Source organism: Senegalimassilia faecalis, from assembly GCF_004135645.1.
Taxonomy (GTDB): Bacteria; Actinomycetota; Coriobacteriia; order Coriobacteriales; family Eggerthellaceae; genus Senegalimassilia; species Senegalimassilia faecalis.
The window spans coordinates 2,559,610-2,573,783 of the sequence record NZ_SDPW01000001.1 but is presented as its reverse complement, the minus strand read 5'-3'; the positions used below and the strand labels follow the sequence as shown (position 1 = coordinate 2,573,783).

Sequence of the window (14,174 nt, the reverse complement as noted above, 5' to 3'; positions counted from 1 at the left end):
CAGCGCCGAAGCTATCCCCCCGGTCTAAAACCAAGGCACCCAGCCTAGGGCACCAACGCCGGAAGGTAGAATTTTGCGCGCAAAGGTTTTCAGAACGGGGGTGGTCTTGTGGGAACGCGAAAAGTGTGCGAAAGTAACGACCTTTTGCCGAAAGCCACGGAAAGTCCCCCGAAGAAGCACACCGCTTCAATCGAGAGCCGTTACCAAAGCGAGCTGAAAAAGCTCCAACGGCTCACCAAGGACGCTATTCCCGACGAAAAGCGAAGCACCGTGCTTCCGCTGATGTCCAATATCGCGTTTTTGAAAGTGAAGCTTGACGAAGCGCGGCGCGAGCTGATGCATGAGAGCATCTTCACGGAGTACGACAACGGCGGCGGTCAATCCGGCCTGCGAGAGCATCCGGGTTTCAGCGCTTACAACAAGCTTTTCACCACGTTTTCTCGCGGCATCAAGCAGCTCACCGACATGATGCCGTCAGGCAGCACCGCAGGCGATGCCCTCATTGACTACCTCAATGAAACGCGCTTCGGCGGCTAAGGGAAAGTGGAGCGGAGCGGGACGCTGCGAGCTGGCGATACGAAGCTACTTCGGTGGCATCCTCAACGGTGAGATCACCGCTTGCAAAAAGATGCATCAGGTCGCGGAGCGCGTTCTGCGCGACATGGATAACGTTGACCCGCTCTACCCGTATCACTTTCGCGAAGAGTTCGCGGCTAAGCACGTTAACTTCATCGAGACGTTTTGCCGACTTCCAAGCGGCAAGCTTGGGCGTAAGTTCAAGCTTGAGCTTTTTCAGCTCGCTATCTTGTCCGTTATCTTCGGTTTCGTCGATGCAGAGGGCTTGCGACAATACCGCGAAGTGCTCTGGATCATGGGGCGTAAGAACGGCAAGACCGCGCTTGCGTCTGCAATCGAGCTTGACTTGCTCATAAACGATGACGAGGGCGCACCAGAGGTCTACAACGTCGCTACGGCTCACGACCAGGCGGCGAAGGGCTTCAACAACGCCTGGCGTATGGTAATGACATCGCCTGCGCTGGCAAAGCACGTGCGAAAGCGCGTGAGCGACCTTTACTGCGACCTCAACATGGGGTCGATTAAGGCGCTGAGCGCCAACACGAATCACCTTGACGGTCTGGACATCTCAGGCGCAATCGTGGACGAGTTGGCGGCTATGCGCAACCGCGACCTTTACGACCTGACTATTCAAGGCATTTCGGCAAGACGGCAACCGCTGGTTTTGGAAATCACGACCAACGGTTTCGTTCGCGGCGGAATCTTCGATGCCCAATACGAATACGCTTCGAAGTGGCTGGAAGGCAAAGCGTCCGGCGAGAAGGCCGAACACTTCATCGCCTTCATCTTCGAGCTTGACGAGCGCGAGGAATGGCAAGACGAAACGTGCTGGATCAAGGCGAACCCCGGCGATGGAACTATCAAGTCTCACAAATCGCTCAAGGAAAACGTTTCGAAGGCCAAGGATGACCCGACGTTTCTTCCGACACTGCTTGTTAAGGATTTCAATTTGATTGAAAACCAGTCGCAAGCCTGGCTCACCTGGTCTGAGATACATAACGAAGCAACTTTCGACCCGTCTGACGGGTCTTTTTCTTATGCAGTGCTTGGCGTTGACGCTTCGGACACTACCGACCTAACGGCTGCGTGCCTGTTGATGATGCGCCCCAACGACGAGAACATTTATGCAATGCACATGGCCTGGATTCCGCTTCGCGCTTTGGAGCAGGCGGAAGCCGAGGGGCGGCGCGGCGGGCGCGACGGCGTGCCTTACGATGCCTGGATTGCCCGTGGCCTGCTGCGAACGTCGGCAACGCCGATCATCGACAAGCGCGACGTTCTGGATTGGGTCACTGAGATTCAGGAAAAGTACGGCATCTATACGGTTGCCTGCGGGTACGACCCGTGGCACATGCGGGACGTTCCGACGGTCGAAGCGTATGAAGGTTATTTCGGAGCCGACAACTTCAAGAAGGTCATCCAGGGAGCTCAAACGCTCTCGATGCCTATGAAGGAGCTTCGCGCTCTCTACAAGGAAAACCGAATCGTGGACAACCAAAATCCTATTGCGGAATGGTGCCGCTCGAACGTGATGATTCGCAACGACGCCAACGGCAACATCGCGCCAGACAAGAAAAACCAAGACCCGCGCAACCGCATCGACGCTTGGGCGGCGGAATGCGATGCGTTCGTGGTGCTCAAAGACATGATGGACGATTACCAAAGCATGATTGGAGGTTAAAACGTGCGAAAACCAACGCTTATGCGCTCTATGTTCGACGCTGTTTTTCACAAGCCGATCATGCAGGCCGTCGATGGCTATTTCCAGACGTTCACGGCATACGCGCCGCGCTTTACGTCGTGGTCTGGCGGTATCTACGAAGCCGAGCTGACGCGCTCCATCATCGAGAGGAACGCCGACCACGCTTCGAAGCTTCGGCCTGAGATTTCGGGAACGGCGCAACCGCAATGGACGCGCTCTTTGCAATGGCAACCGAACCCGTGGATGACAACGCCGCAATTTCTGCATCGCATTTCGACGATGCTTGACGTTTGCGACACGTGCTTGATCGTCCCGGTCGATGGCGGGGACGGCATCACGTCCGCTGGCTACTATCCCGTGCTGCCGAGCCAGTGCGAAGCCTACGACGTTGACGGCGCTTTGTGGCTTGAGCTTCGATTCCCTGGTGGGGATAAGACCTTGATTGAGTGGTCGCGCATCGGCGTTATGACGCGGCACCAGTTCAAGAGCGATTTGTTCGGCGATGGAACCAACGTGCTCAATCCCACGCTTGATTTGATTCATGCTCAGGAGGAAGCCGAGAAAACGGCTATCGAGCAGGGCGCGGCGGTGCGATTCATCGGCAAGCTGTCGCAGAACAGAAACCCGGAGGATACGAAGAAATCCGCAGAAGCCTTCAACGAGCAGTTGGGTGCGTCCAACGCCGGCGGAATCGTCGTTTATGACAACAAGTATCAAGAGGTAAAGCAGATCGCCCCGCAAAGCTACACGGTCGATGCGGCGCAGATGGAGCGCATAGAGAAAGCGGCCTATCGCTTCTTCGGCTCCAACGAAGACATCGTTATGAACAAGGCCGACGAGGACACGTACAACGCTTTTTACGAGGGGCGTACCGAGGTCTTCGCCGTGCAGCTTGGCTATGTGCTCACTGCGATGACGTTCACGCCGAACGAGATTGCACACGGCAACTCGATTATGTTTTCGGCCAACCGTCTTGAGTTCGCGAGCAATCAAACCAAGCTCAACGTCTCAACGGCGCTTTTCGACCGTGGAATCTGGTGCGGCAATCAGGTTGCCGAGGTCTTCCAATCGCCGAGCTATCCAGGCGGCGAGCGCCACGTTATCCGTGGCGAGTATATCGACCTTGATTTAATCAGCCAGCACACATCCGAGCAGGCGGCGGCTGCTGCCGAGACAAACGCGAACATTGCCGCAATCGACGGCAAGAAAAAGGAGGGTGAAGATGCCAGCCAAACCGAATGAGCGGCAATACCGCGCAATGCAGGTGGTGCTACGAAGTCTTCCGACCGACAGCGAGCGCGAAAAGCGCATCGAATCCGATTACTACGTCGAGGGCTACGCTTCGACGTTTAATGACCCATACGTGTTGTGGCAAGACCCGTGGGACGGCACCGAATATCGCGAGATTATCAGCCCTGACGCTTTCGTTGAAACCGATATGAGCGACGTGATTATGCAGTTCGACCACTGCGGGGACGTGCTCGCTCGAATGAGCAACGGCACGTTGATTGTTGAGCCTGACAAGCACGGCTTGTTCATCGCCGCCGACCTATCGAAGTCGGATTCCGCGCGAAAGCGCTTCGAGGAAGTCGATAACGGGCTTGTCACCCGCATGTCGTGGGCTTTCACCATCGGCGCATCAGAGTATGACCGCGATACGCACACCACGACGATTACCAGGGTCAAGAAGATTTATGACGTGTCCGCAGTCAGCTTGCCAGCCGACCCGAACACCGAAATAAGTGCAAGAAATCTGCTTAACGGAGTGATTGAGCAGTCGCGCAAGGAGCTTGCGCGCAGGAAGGCCGCTTTGCTTCGCGCTAAAGCGTGCCTGGCAATTACTAACGCGAAGAAAGGTAAATAGTTATGACACTCGAAGAGCTTATCGCCGAGCTGCAAGCCCTTATCGACCAGTGTTCCGACGGAACCGAGCCGACGGAAGAGGATGCAGCCCGCATGGCCGAGCTGACCGACGAGATCAACCAGCGCCGCGCCGCTGGCGAGCAGGCGGCGCAGACCCGCGCCGCCGCCGTCGCGAACGCACGCGCCGCAATCGACGCTGGCCGCGCCCAGCGAATCGATTCCGTCCCGCTGGCACGTTCCGCCAACATCGCGGGCGTTTCCGGCGCTGCCTACGACGTTACCGATTACGACCAGGCGGAGCGCCGCGCCTGGGTAAAGGGTCTGGCCGAGCGCTCCGGCATCCAGCTTGTCGGCGGCACCGCGCTTACCGATGCCGAGCGTGCCGCTCAGCGCCACGCAATCGAGCAGCGAGCGGAGTTCACCATGACCACGGCGAACACGGATTCTCTCGTTCCCGTGACCGTGCAGAACGAGATCATATCCCTTATCGACAACACGGCAGTTCTCTTCGGCGACATCAGCCGAACGACCATGTCCGGCCAAGTCGAGTTCCCGCGCCACAAGTCCATCAAGAAGGGCGATGCGGCTAAGACCGAAGAGGGCGCAGCCCCTACCGATATCGAGGAAAATGACTTCGATACCGTGCCGCTCGTAGGAACGGAGATTAAGAAGACCGTCGAGATGTCCCGAAAGATGGCAACGCAGTCGCTTCCCGGCTTCGAGCAGTACATCATTTCCGAGGTTTCTGCACGTCTCTCCGTCGCGTGCAACGCATTCGTCCACGAGAAGCTTGCCGATGAAAATTACGGTATCGCGACCGCTAACAAGATTCAGACGGCGGCGGCGAAGGACCTTACCAAGGCCGACATCGTGAAGATGCTGAGCCTGCTCCGCTCTTACGGCAACGCAGCGGCTAAGGGAATCATCATCTACGCCAATAACAACACCATCTGGAATCAGATTGCCATGCTTGAGGATGCCAACGGTCGTTCTTATTTTGCAAATGAGGCTACCGATGACCCGACGGTTCAGGGTCGAATCTTCGGCAAGGTTGTAAAACAGGACGATTCAATCGCCGACAACGTGATTAAGGCCGGCTTCCCCGACCTGTTCAAGGGAAACATGTTCGACGGCCCCGACGTTACGCCTTACGTCCAGCCGCGCACTCAGAAGCGCTGCTTCGACGGCTACGTTCTGTTCGACGGCGTTCTTGCCGTCCCCGAAGCGTTCGCGCAGCTCACCATCAAGCAAGCTTAAGGAGGTGGCGCAGCATGGTCGCAAAAGCTAATAAAGGCAAGCTGTTGGATGCGTGCCGTGCCGCGCTTCGCATCCCTGATTTCGTCAACGATTACGACGAAGAGATTTCTGACGTAATCGAAGCCGCCCGCGCCGAGCTGGTGGCGGGCGGCGTTTCTGAAGATAAGGCGCATGACGATTCGGACGGGCGCGTTCGGCTAGCAATCAAGGTTTATGTAAAGGCCAATTTTGGCATGGACAATCCCGACGCTGAAAAGTTCATGCGTTCGTTCGAAACCATGCTCACCAGCATGAGCGGCGATTCCGCCTATAACGGCGGTGATGCCGAATGAGCGGGTGGGCTGGCGTTTGCACGCTGATAGCTACTGTTTCAGAACGCGACGATCTGGGCGTTTCGCATAAAAAGGAACGGTGCCGCCGCGTGCCGTGCAATGTGTACGGCATAAGCCAGACGGCCTATTACGCCGCCGCGCAGGCTGGCGTTAAGCCGCAGGCCGTCATCACGGTGCGCGATTGCGCCTACAGCGGCGAAAAGCTCTGCGAGTTCAACGGCATCCGCTACGCCGTCGATTCGGCGGTAGTGGCGAACGTCGATAACGTGCGCCTAACGCTTGTCGAGAAAGTAGGCAACCGGTGAGCGGGATAAAGATTGACCAGCTGGAATCAATCATCGTGAACAGCATCGAAGAGGTAATCGAGGACAACGAAGAGGTCTTGCAAGGCAACGTCAAGGCCGCTGGCAACAAGGCCGTTCGCCTGCTCAAGGAGCGCAGCCGCAAGAGGAAGCGCCACGGCGGAAGCTACGCAAAGGGCTGGTCTGCCGACGTGAAGACCGAAGCGACGGGCACGACCTGCGTTGTCCACAACAAGCAATACCAGCTTACGCACTTGCTCGAAAACGGCCACGCTATCAAAAACCAGCACGGCAGCTATCCCGGCAAAGTCGATGGCGATCACGTCATCGAAGGAGTTTACAAGGAGGTTGCCGCCGAGTTTTCGAAGGGGGCGCAATGAACAGCCTTAAAGACCTGGCGAAGCTGCTTGACGCGTTCGGCCTGCCGTGGGCTAACGGCGGTTTCCGCGACGGCGGGTTTCCAGCGCCGCCGTATATCGACATCGAAGCCGGTTACGGCGAGGGCGTGAGCGCCGACAACGTGGGCTGGTACCGATGGATGCCGTACGATGTGGCGCTTTACGTGCGAGAGCGCGATTACGAGCTTGAGAAGCGATTTGAAGCGGCGCTCGAAGCCGCAGAGTTCAACTACAGCAAGACGGTAAAGCCGCTCGACAACGACGAGCTTATCGAAACGGCTTACGAGATCGACGTTACCGAATAACGAAAGGAGCAGATATGGCACGAAATGGGTTCTTCGGCGTGAAGAACGCGCACGTCGCGCGTTTCACAGACGAGGATACGTTCGAGTATGAGAAGCCAATCCATATCCCCGGCACGGTCGAAATCAAGATCGAGCCGTCCATCGAGCAGGCTACGAGCTACGGCGACAATGAACCTTGGCTCGACAAGTACCAGGACAACGGCGGCTCTATCACGTGGTCGCTCTACGACATCGAGAGCACGCCGGAGCTGCGCGAGCTTCTGGCCGACATCAACGGCTTCGACATCGACGAGAAAGGCCGCGTGCTGGCAACGTCCGGCAAGACCCCTAAGCCGTTCGCCTTCATGTGCGAGCAGCCCGGCCACGCCGTCGGAAAGCGCCGCTGCATCTACAAGTGCACCAGCAAGCCCGCGTCCGTCGATGCGAAGACGCTTGAGGACAAGCCCGACATCACGCAGATTGATTACGAGCTCACGTTCCGCCCCGTCACGCTGCCGACCGGCTGGCGCGGCTGCTACATCGACACGTATAGCGACATCGCTGATTACGACAAGTTCTTCGAGCAGGTCGATACCGCCGCCAAGCCTAAGACCGAGGCCGCGTAATGGACGGCGGAATCATCGAGGTCGGCGGCGTTAAGTACCCCGTCGCTTGCAACGCCTTCACCCCTATCGCATACTCGCGCGAGTTCTTCGTTGAGCGAAAGGACGGGAGCCGCAGACCGAAGGACATCAACGAAGCCGTTTCCATGGTTCTTGAGGTTTCGGCAACGTCGAACATGCCGCCAATCGTGCCGCTGCTTGAGATTTTCTACGCGTGCGCGAAGACGTACAACGCGACAGCGAAGGACAAGACCGACCTTGGCAAGTCCTTTGACGATTGGGTTTGCAGCTTCCCGCAATCGGAATTCGACCTTGAGCGCGAAGGCGGTTGGGCATCCGACGTGATGCAGATCATCAAGGACAACTACTTTCCGAACGCAAAAGCGGACGTGGAAGCCGCGACCGCCGAAGCATCCGATGCCGCCGCTTCCGCCGGAGCTGGAAAGTAGCTGCGACGCGCTCTATATCTACTCTTGCCAGCAGGCGGGCTTGAGCATCCAAGACCTGCACGCGCTGTCCTATGCGCAGGTGCAGAACCTGCTTGAGATATACAGCTTCGTTAACGATGCCGTTGCGTATGCCGAGGATGACGAGCAGGCGCGGCAGGGCGAAGCGGCCTTCTGGGCTGGCCTGTGAGCGTAAAGCGCCAGCGCACCTTTGCCGGTGCGCTGTTCTGTGCGCTCATTTCTTTAATTGACAATCGAAAAGAGGTGAAACTGTGGCTGTCACGTACAAAGGTCTGACAATCAAGTTCGGCGGCGATACGACCGAGTTGCAGGGCGCGTTGAAGAGCGTGCAGACCACGGCGAAGGACACTCAGGGCGCGTTGAAAGACATCAACCGCGCTTTGAAATTCGACCCCGGCAACACCGATTTGCTCGTGGAAAAGGAAAAGCTTCTCAACCGCGCCTACGGCGAGACGAAAACGAAGCTCGACGCTTACAAGGCTGCGTTGGCAACGCTCGACGAGAAGAAGCGCAGCGGCGCGACGCTTACCGAGCGCGAGGAAGCGCAGTATTCGAGCCTTAAGGCGCAGATTGCAATTTGCGAAAACCAGCTTGAGAGCTATTCCGACGATCTTAAAAGCGTCGGTCGCGAAGCCCAGGCATCCAAGGGAAACCTTTACCAGTTCGGCCAGACCATCCAGGACAACAGCGACAAGCTGGAAAAGGCGGGCAAGGGTCTTGAGACTGCCGGAAAGACAATCACCGGCACCGTCACCGGCGCGGCAACCGCGCTTGTCGGGCTTGCCAGCAGCCAGGAAGAGCAGATCGAGCAGACGCACCAACTGGACGCTGCATGGAAGGACGCTGGCGGAACGTCAGAGCAGGCGCGAAGCTCTTACGCGCTGTTTTACAAGCTGCTTGGCGAAGAGGACACCGCGACCGAAGCGGCGCAGAACCTGTCGCGCCTGACCACCAACCAGCAGGAGTTGGACAAGTGGAACAACATCGCCGCAGGCTCGTTTTCCAAGTTCGGCGATGCGTTGCCGCTCGAAAACCTCGTTGAAGCGTCTCAGGAAACGGCGCACACCGGCACCGTCACCGGCGGCCTTGCCGATGCTCTCAACTGGGCTACGGCGAGCAACGAGCAGTGGAGCGCCGCGCTTTCGGGTAACCAGGCGGCGCAGCAGGCTTTCAACGACCAGATAGACCAGGGAGCTACGAAAGAAGACGCTTTCAACGCCGCGCTTGCCGCCTGCGGTGACGAGCAAGAGCGCTCTTCGCTTATCACGCAGACGCTCGATGGCCTTTACGGCAACATCGGCGAGACGTACCAAGAGACTAATAAAACGATGCTCGACACGCGCGAAGCGCAAGCCGAGTTGAACCGGAAGATGGCCGAAGCCGGAGAAGCGGCGATGCCGTTCAAGGAAAAGGCGCTTGAGCTTGGGACTACGCTGCTTGAGAAGGTAACGCCAGCGCTTGAGGGAGTTTCGGACTGGTACAAGTCCCTAACGCCTGAGCAGCAGGACATGGCCGCCAACGTTGCTTTGGGGACGGTCGCGTTCGGCGGTCTTGCAACCGGCATCGGAAAGACGCTCCAAAAGGGCGTTGAGATCGGCCAGACGTTCAAGGACGTTGCGGGCGGCTTCGCTTCCCTTGCGGGCAAGTTCGGCGAGGGCGGCGGCGCTATCGGCACGGCAGCTACCGGCTTTGGCGGCATGGCCGAGAAGGCGGGCGGCTTGGCATCGACCCTTGGCGGCAAGCTCTCGACCGGCTGGACATCGTTCACCGGGTTGATTGCCGCGAATCCCATCTTGCTTGGCGTTGCTGCGGTCGCGGCTGCGGTCGCTGGCCTTACGTGGTTCTTCACGCAGACCGAGACGGGAAAGCAGCTTTGGTCTGATTTCACGGGCTGGATTTCGGAAAAATGGCAAGGCGTGCAGGATTTCTTCGCAGGCGTGCCGGAATTTTGGTCTGGTGTTTGGGACGGGATAACCGGAAAAGCCGAAGAGGTCAAAAACAGCCTTGGCGAGAAATTCGAAGGAATCAAGCAAGGCGCTTCCGACGCTTGGGAAGGCTTGAAATCCAACGCGTCCGACGCTTGGGAAAACCTGAAATCCGCAGCGTCCGAAAAATTCGGCGCTATCAAGGATTCGATTCAAACGGACATGAACACCGGGCAAATCGTCGGCTCTGCCGCTTCAAACGCCCTGAAAGCCGCCATGAACGGCGATTGGGACGCGGCGAAGTCGCAAGCCGGTAGCGCCTTCCAGGCGATACAAAGCAACATCCAAACGAAGATGAACAACGCCAAGGACAACGCCATAAACGCCGGTAACTCCATCGGCGAGAAGCTGGGCTTTCCCGGACTTGGAAGCACGGTCGCTGGCGTTTTCTCAAACATCAAGAGCAACATAACTTCGCCTATCGACGAAGCGTGGAACTTCATCAGCGGCATCCCCGGAAAGATTCAGAACGCTTTCAGCGGGATTCGCATCAGTTTGCCGCATATCAACATGCCGCATTTCAACGTAAGCTGGCGCAACATCGGCGGCGTTGTAAGGCTGCCGTCAATCAGCGTCGATTGGTTCGCCAAGGGCGGCTACTTCGATAAGCCGTCAATCATCGGCGTTGGCGAAGCTGGCGGCGAGCATGTAGCGCCAGATGCAAAGCTGCGTTCCAGCGTCAAAGAGAGCGTCGAAGCCGGCATCGCCCGCGTGCTAGACCGCCTGCGCGGCGGCTTCGGCGGCGGCGCTCAGGTCAACGTGACCGTTAACGCTACCGTTGCGAACAACATGGACGCGTACACGACCGGCCAGCAGATCGGCGCGGGCATCGCGTCGAAACTCAAGCAAAAGGGGGTGCCCGTTGGAGCTTAAGCGAAAGCGAAACCAAAGCGACAGCATCATATTCAACGGGCACGACTTGTCGAAGCTCGTATATTGCAAGGTGCGCCGTCCCATCATGGCGAGCGTTTCGGCGAGCTTCGAGGACGCGCCCGGACGGCACGGCGAATACTTCAAGACGGTTCGTCGTGCCGGTTACGATTTGCGGGTTGACATGTGGCTTCGCACCGAGCATCGGCGCGAGGTCGCTAAGGCGCGGCATGAGCTGGCGGCGCTGCTCTGGTCTGACGAGCCAGCGCCGCTTTACCTGCCCGATGACCCGACGCGCTACCTTATGGCAATCGTCAACGGCTCTACCGATTTGGACGAGATTACCGACGATTGCCCTACTACCACGGTGACGTTTCATATCTGCGACCCCGACTATTACGGGCAGCATCGACGCATGGACGTGCGCGGCGCAGCATCGTTCGCCGTCGGCGGCACGCTGCCTGCTGCCATCACCGTGACGGCGAAGCCGGGAGCTTGCAGCTCTTGGCGCATCACCAACACCGACACCGCGGAATTCGTGGAGGTTGTGCAGCCGTTGACGGCTTCGAGCGTCATCCGAATGGACTTCGACAAAGAGCACGTCACGGTTAACGGCTCAGTTGCCCAGCTCAACATCATGAGCGACTTTTTCACGGTAAAAGACCGTGCGCACATCAAGATTTCTAGCGGCACCGCGCTTTTGGAATGGGAGGAAAGATGGCTTTAATCAACAAGGTCAACTTCACCCGTTTCACGCGCTGGGGCGTTAACCTTGGGCGGCTTACCTATACCACCGCGACCCACGAGGAAGCGACCGACGGAACAGACGAGCTTAAGATCATGTGCGACGAGGATTTGACCAAGGGCGAGCGCCTTGTTTGGGTTGATCGCCAAGGCGTTGTGCATGAGCATATCGTGGATGAAATCGAGCGCCTGCACGATGATTCCGGCAAGCCGCATACCAGCGTCACGTGCATCAACTCCATCAACGAGACGTGGGATGACTACATTGAAGACAAGCGCCCTTCCGGTAGCGTTGCCGTGGCGCTTGCGTCAATCCTTGCTGGCACCCGCTGGGAGGTTGGCAACTGCGACCAGCCCGGCAGCGCATCGCATACCTTCTATCACATCAGCGTTCGCGAAGGCTTGAGCGACCTGCTGGAAACGTGGGGCGGCGAGCTGGAAACCGTAATCGAGACGGACGGCGTGCAGGTAACGCATCGCTACGTGCGCGTGGTGGCCACGCGCGGAAACCAGCAAAGCCCCAAGCGCTTCACGTGGACTAAAGACTTGGTCAGCATCAAGCGCAAGACAGGAAGCGCAAACCCGAAAACGAGGGTTTACGGCTACGGAAAAGGCGTTGAGACGGATACCGGCGGCTATGGCCGCCGTTTGACGTTCGGTGACATCAACGGCGGCAAGGATTACGTCGAGGACGCATCCGCAACCGAGGTTTGGGGGCATCCCGACGGCAGCGGCGGCGTTGCACCAGCCGTGGACGTTTACGTTAACGAGCAGTGCGAGGATGCGGCGCAGCTTTTGGCCGAGACGCGCGATTACCTTGAAACGGTAAAAACGCCCACGGTTTCATACGAAGCGAGCGTGCTTGACCTGTTCGCGTTCGGGCGAAATTGGGAGGGCGTGGCCGTCGGAGATTGCGTGGCGATCATCGACAAGGGTTTTTCCGATGCCGGCATCCGCCTAAAGGGGCGCGTCTCGAAGCTGTCTCGCGACCTTGTTACCGGCGATGCCACGGTGACGTTCGGCAACCTCACCGACGACCTGGCCGACATCTTCCAGGCTATGGCTCAGCAGCTTAAAAAAGGCAGCGACCAGCGGGCTAACTACGATGCCGTGGCCGACACGTCCGTCTCGTGGCTCAACCAGCTCATGGTGGCGCTCAATAAAGCTTTCAACGCCGTCGGAACCTACAAGGTCGAGACGTTCGAGCTTGGAGCTATCCACTCGAACGTGCCGCTTGATGTCGAAACGGGCGTTCCGCTCAAGGCAACGTCCGGAATGTGTGCTGTCAACATCAACGGCATGGGCATTCGCCTTGCCGATAGCCTGACGAGCGACGGCCAATGGAATTGGAGAACGTTCATCACCGGCTCTCAGGTGAGCGCCGATTGCATCAATACTGGCACGATGCGAGCAGAACGCATCCGCGCGGGCTTGCTCACCGACGAGGTGGGAGCCAACTACTGGGATTTGGAAACGGGCGAATTCCAGCTATCGCCAAATGCCAAATACGGCGATGCCGGCTGGACTGTCAATGGCGTGGTTGAAGACCTGCACGGCGGAATGGTGCGGAACGCAAAAGACATCGAGAGCCTAGGGGAAGATTTCCAGGAAAGAAATAAGGAAATTGACGAAACCATAAGCGGGCTTGACAAGACGGTTGATGACATCGCCAAAGACGGCATCGTTACCGAAGCGGAGAAAGCCGCCGTCGCGAAGGTGATGCAGGCGATAGCGCACGACCGCGCCTGGGCTATCCAAGATTTAACGGCCCTTAAGAAAAGCAGCGCCGCGCTAGACGGGACGGAGAACACGCCTATATCGGCAAGGCCATACAATCGATTGACGAATGCGTTCTCGCAAGCCTACGGCTCGACCGACGAAGCGACGATCACTGAAAGCTGCGCATATGGCAAGCTAAAGTCAGCGATCGACGCGATAGCTGCATGCACGACCGCCGAAGCGCTAAACGGAGCCGTTGAGACGTATAAAGCGGTCTATTCGGCGTTTTCCACGAAAGTGAACGCCTATCTAAAGGTTTCGCAGGAATGCCATTCTCTCGTCGAACAATACAACGCAGCGCAGGCAACAGACGCGCTTTTGACGCAAACCGAGGTGTTCAACCGACTTACGAACAACGGTGCCACGAAGGGCATCTACATGGCAAACGGGCAGCTGTACATCAATGCCACGTACCTAAAAAGCGGCATCATCAGCGACGGCCAGAACAAGAACTATTGGTCGCTGACGAGCGGTTATTTTCAGACCAAGTACGGCAGCATCGGCGGGCTTGCCATCGGCGATACGAAGATTTACAGCGGCAAGCTAACGCTTAACTCGAACACGTATGGCCTTTACATCGGCAGAGACGGTTTCAGCGTCGGCAGCGGCTCTTGCTATACGGCTCTATCCGACGGCTATCTATACGGCGGCAGCGCAGAGGACATTACGGGCTATGTTGGATTCAACAACACCAACACCGCAACAAAGGTGAAGGGAACCCGCCTTGCCGGAAAAGGCTGCATCTGCCTTATGACCGATGACTGGATCGGTGTTTGCGGATACAAGCCGTTCACTGATGACGTTACATGCACGACAGGTAAGACCGGGAGCATCACGCTTGTTGGCAACCTAAGAAGCAGCTGGACGAACCTGCAACTCACGGGAACTTATAACGTAAGCGGAATTTGCCAAAACCTATCTATGAACTGGACGAATTACACGCTGACGTTTGACCATGGGCTTATGGTCACGTCTCTTTAAGGGGGTATATC

The 14,174-nt window shown here is 57.6% G+C and carries 15 protein-coding genes; all 15 read left to right on the top strand.

The window, feature by feature from the left end; all coding sequences use genetic code 11:
* Nucleotides 1–108 precede the first annotated feature (108 nt).
* Nucleotides 109–537, top strand: a complete 429-nt coding sequence (locus tag ET524_RS10660; RefSeq protein WP_129425723.1) for a hypothetical protein — start codon at nt 109–111, stop codon at nt 535–537.
* Complete coding sequence (locus ET524_RS10655) at nt 503–2,257, top strand: terminase large subunit (RefSeq protein WP_201738787.1); 1,755 nt, start codon at nt 503–505, stop codon at nt 2,255–2,257. Before ET524_RS10660 ends, ET524_RS10655 begins: the two co-directional genes overlap by 35 nt.
* A 30-nt stretch (nt 2,258–2,287) precedes the next feature.
* Entirely contained in the window at nt 2,288–3,520 is a 1,233-nt protein-coding gene (locus tag ET524_RS10650) for a phage portal protein (protein ID WP_161566704.1), read from the top strand.
* Nucleotides 3,501–4,142, top strand: coding sequence for an HK97 family phage prohead protease (locus ET524_RS10645; protein ID WP_129425717.1), 642 nt, complete (start codon nt 3,501–3,503; stop codon nt 4,140–4,142). Before ET524_RS10650 ends, ET524_RS10645 begins: the two co-directional genes overlap by 20 nt.
* Before the next feature lie 2 nt (nt 4,143–4,144).
* On the top strand, nt 4,145–5,398 hold the full coding sequence (locus ET524_RS10640; protein ID WP_129425715.1) for a phage major capsid protein: 1,254 nt from the start codon (nt 4,145–4,147) through the stop codon (nt 5,396–5,398).
* 14 nt (nt 5,399–5,412) lie between these two features.
* The gene (locus tag ET524_RS10635) at nt 5,413–5,730 is read left to right on the top strand and encodes a phage head-tail connector protein (protein ID WP_129425713.1); all 318 of its coding nucleotides are present in this window, start codon (nt 5,413–5,415) and stop codon (nt 5,728–5,730) included.
* Between the two features lie 89 nt (nt 5,731–5,819).
* On the top strand, nt 5,820–6,035 hold the full coding sequence (locus ET524_RS10630) for a hypothetical protein (RefSeq protein WP_129425711.1): 216 nt from the start codon (nt 5,820–5,822) through the stop codon (nt 6,033–6,035).
* Nucleotides 6,032–6,412, top strand: a complete 381-nt coding sequence (locus tag ET524_RS10625; protein WP_129425709.1) for a hypothetical protein — start codon at nt 6,032–6,034, stop codon at nt 6,410–6,412. The genes ET524_RS10630 and ET524_RS10625 overlap by 4 nt, the downstream gene beginning before the upstream one ends.
* Entirely contained in the window at nt 6,409–6,735 is a 327-nt protein-coding gene (locus ET524_RS10620) for a hypothetical protein (RefSeq protein ID WP_129425707.1), read from the top strand. The genes ET524_RS10625 and ET524_RS10620 overlap by 4 nt, the downstream gene beginning before the upstream one ends.
* A 14-nt stretch (nt 6,736–6,749) precedes the next feature.
* Nucleotides 6,750–7,340 carry a major tail protein gene (locus ET524_RS10615; protein ID WP_129425704.1) on the top strand — a complete coding sequence of 197 codons (591 nt, stop codon included), beginning with the start codon at nt 6,750–6,752 and terminating at the stop codon, nt 7,338–7,340.
* Complete coding sequence (locus ET524_RS10610) at nt 7,340–7,786, top strand: hypothetical protein (protein ID WP_129425702.1); 447 nt, start codon at nt 7,340–7,342, stop codon at nt 7,784–7,786. Before ET524_RS10615 ends, ET524_RS10610 begins: the two co-directional genes overlap by 1 nt.
* 40 nt (nt 7,787–7,826) lie before the next feature.
* On the top strand, nt 7,827–7,973 hold the full coding sequence (locus ET524_RS11620) for a hypothetical protein (RefSeq protein WP_161566703.1): 147 nt from the start codon (nt 7,827–7,829) through the stop codon (nt 7,971–7,973).
* Nucleotides 7,974–8,055: 82 nt separating this feature from the next.
* Entirely contained in the window at nt 8,056–10,662 is a 2,607-nt protein-coding gene (locus tag ET524_RS10605) for a phage tail tape measure protein (RefSeq protein WP_129425700.1), read from the top strand.
* A complete protein-coding gene (locus ET524_RS10600; protein WP_161566702.1) occupies nt 10,652–11,386 on the top strand; it encodes a distal tail protein Dit in 735 nt (244 codons plus the stop codon). Before ET524_RS10605 ends, ET524_RS10600 begins: the two co-directional genes overlap by 11 nt.
* Nucleotides 11,377–14,163: a phage tail spike protein gene (locus ET524_RS10595; RefSeq protein WP_161566701.1), complete on the top strand. Its 2,787-nt coding sequence runs from the start codon at nt 11,377–11,379 to the stop codon at nt 14,161–14,163. The genes ET524_RS10600 and ET524_RS10595 overlap by 10 nt, the downstream gene beginning before the upstream one ends.
* Nucleotides 14,164–14,174: the final 11 nt, after the last annotated feature.

Coding starts and splice junctions, on each gene's coding strand:
- ET524_RS10595 (WP_161566701.1), top strand. CDS start 11,377: ATGGCTTTAATCAACAAGGTCAACTTCACCCGTTTCACGCGCTGGGGC.
- ET524_RS10615 (WP_129425704.1), top strand. CDS start 6,750: ATGGCACGAAATGGGTTCTTCGGCGTGAAGAACGCGCACGTCGCGCGT.
- ET524_RS10610 (WP_129425702.1), top strand. CDS start 7,340: ATGGACGGCGGAATCATCGAGGTCGGCGGCGTTAAGTACCCCGTCGCT.
- ET524_RS10620 (WP_129425707.1), top strand. CDS start 6,409: ATGAACAGCCTTAAAGACCTGGCGAAGCTGCTTGACGCGTTCGGCCTG.
- ET524_RS10650 (WP_161566704.1), top strand. CDS start 2,288: ATGTTCGACGCTGTTTTTCACAAGCCGATCATGCAGGCCGTCGATGGC.
- ET524_RS10640 (WP_129425715.1), top strand. CDS start 4,145: ATGACACTCGAAGAGCTTATCGCCGAGCTGCAAGCCCTTATCGACCAG.
- ET524_RS10645 (WP_129425717.1), top strand. CDS start 3,501: ATGCCAGCCAAACCGAATGAGCGGCAATACCGCGCAATGCAGGTGGTG.
- ET524_RS10635 (WP_129425713.1), top strand. CDS start 5,413: ATGGTCGCAAAAGCTAATAAAGGCAAGCTGTTGGATGCGTGCCGTGCC.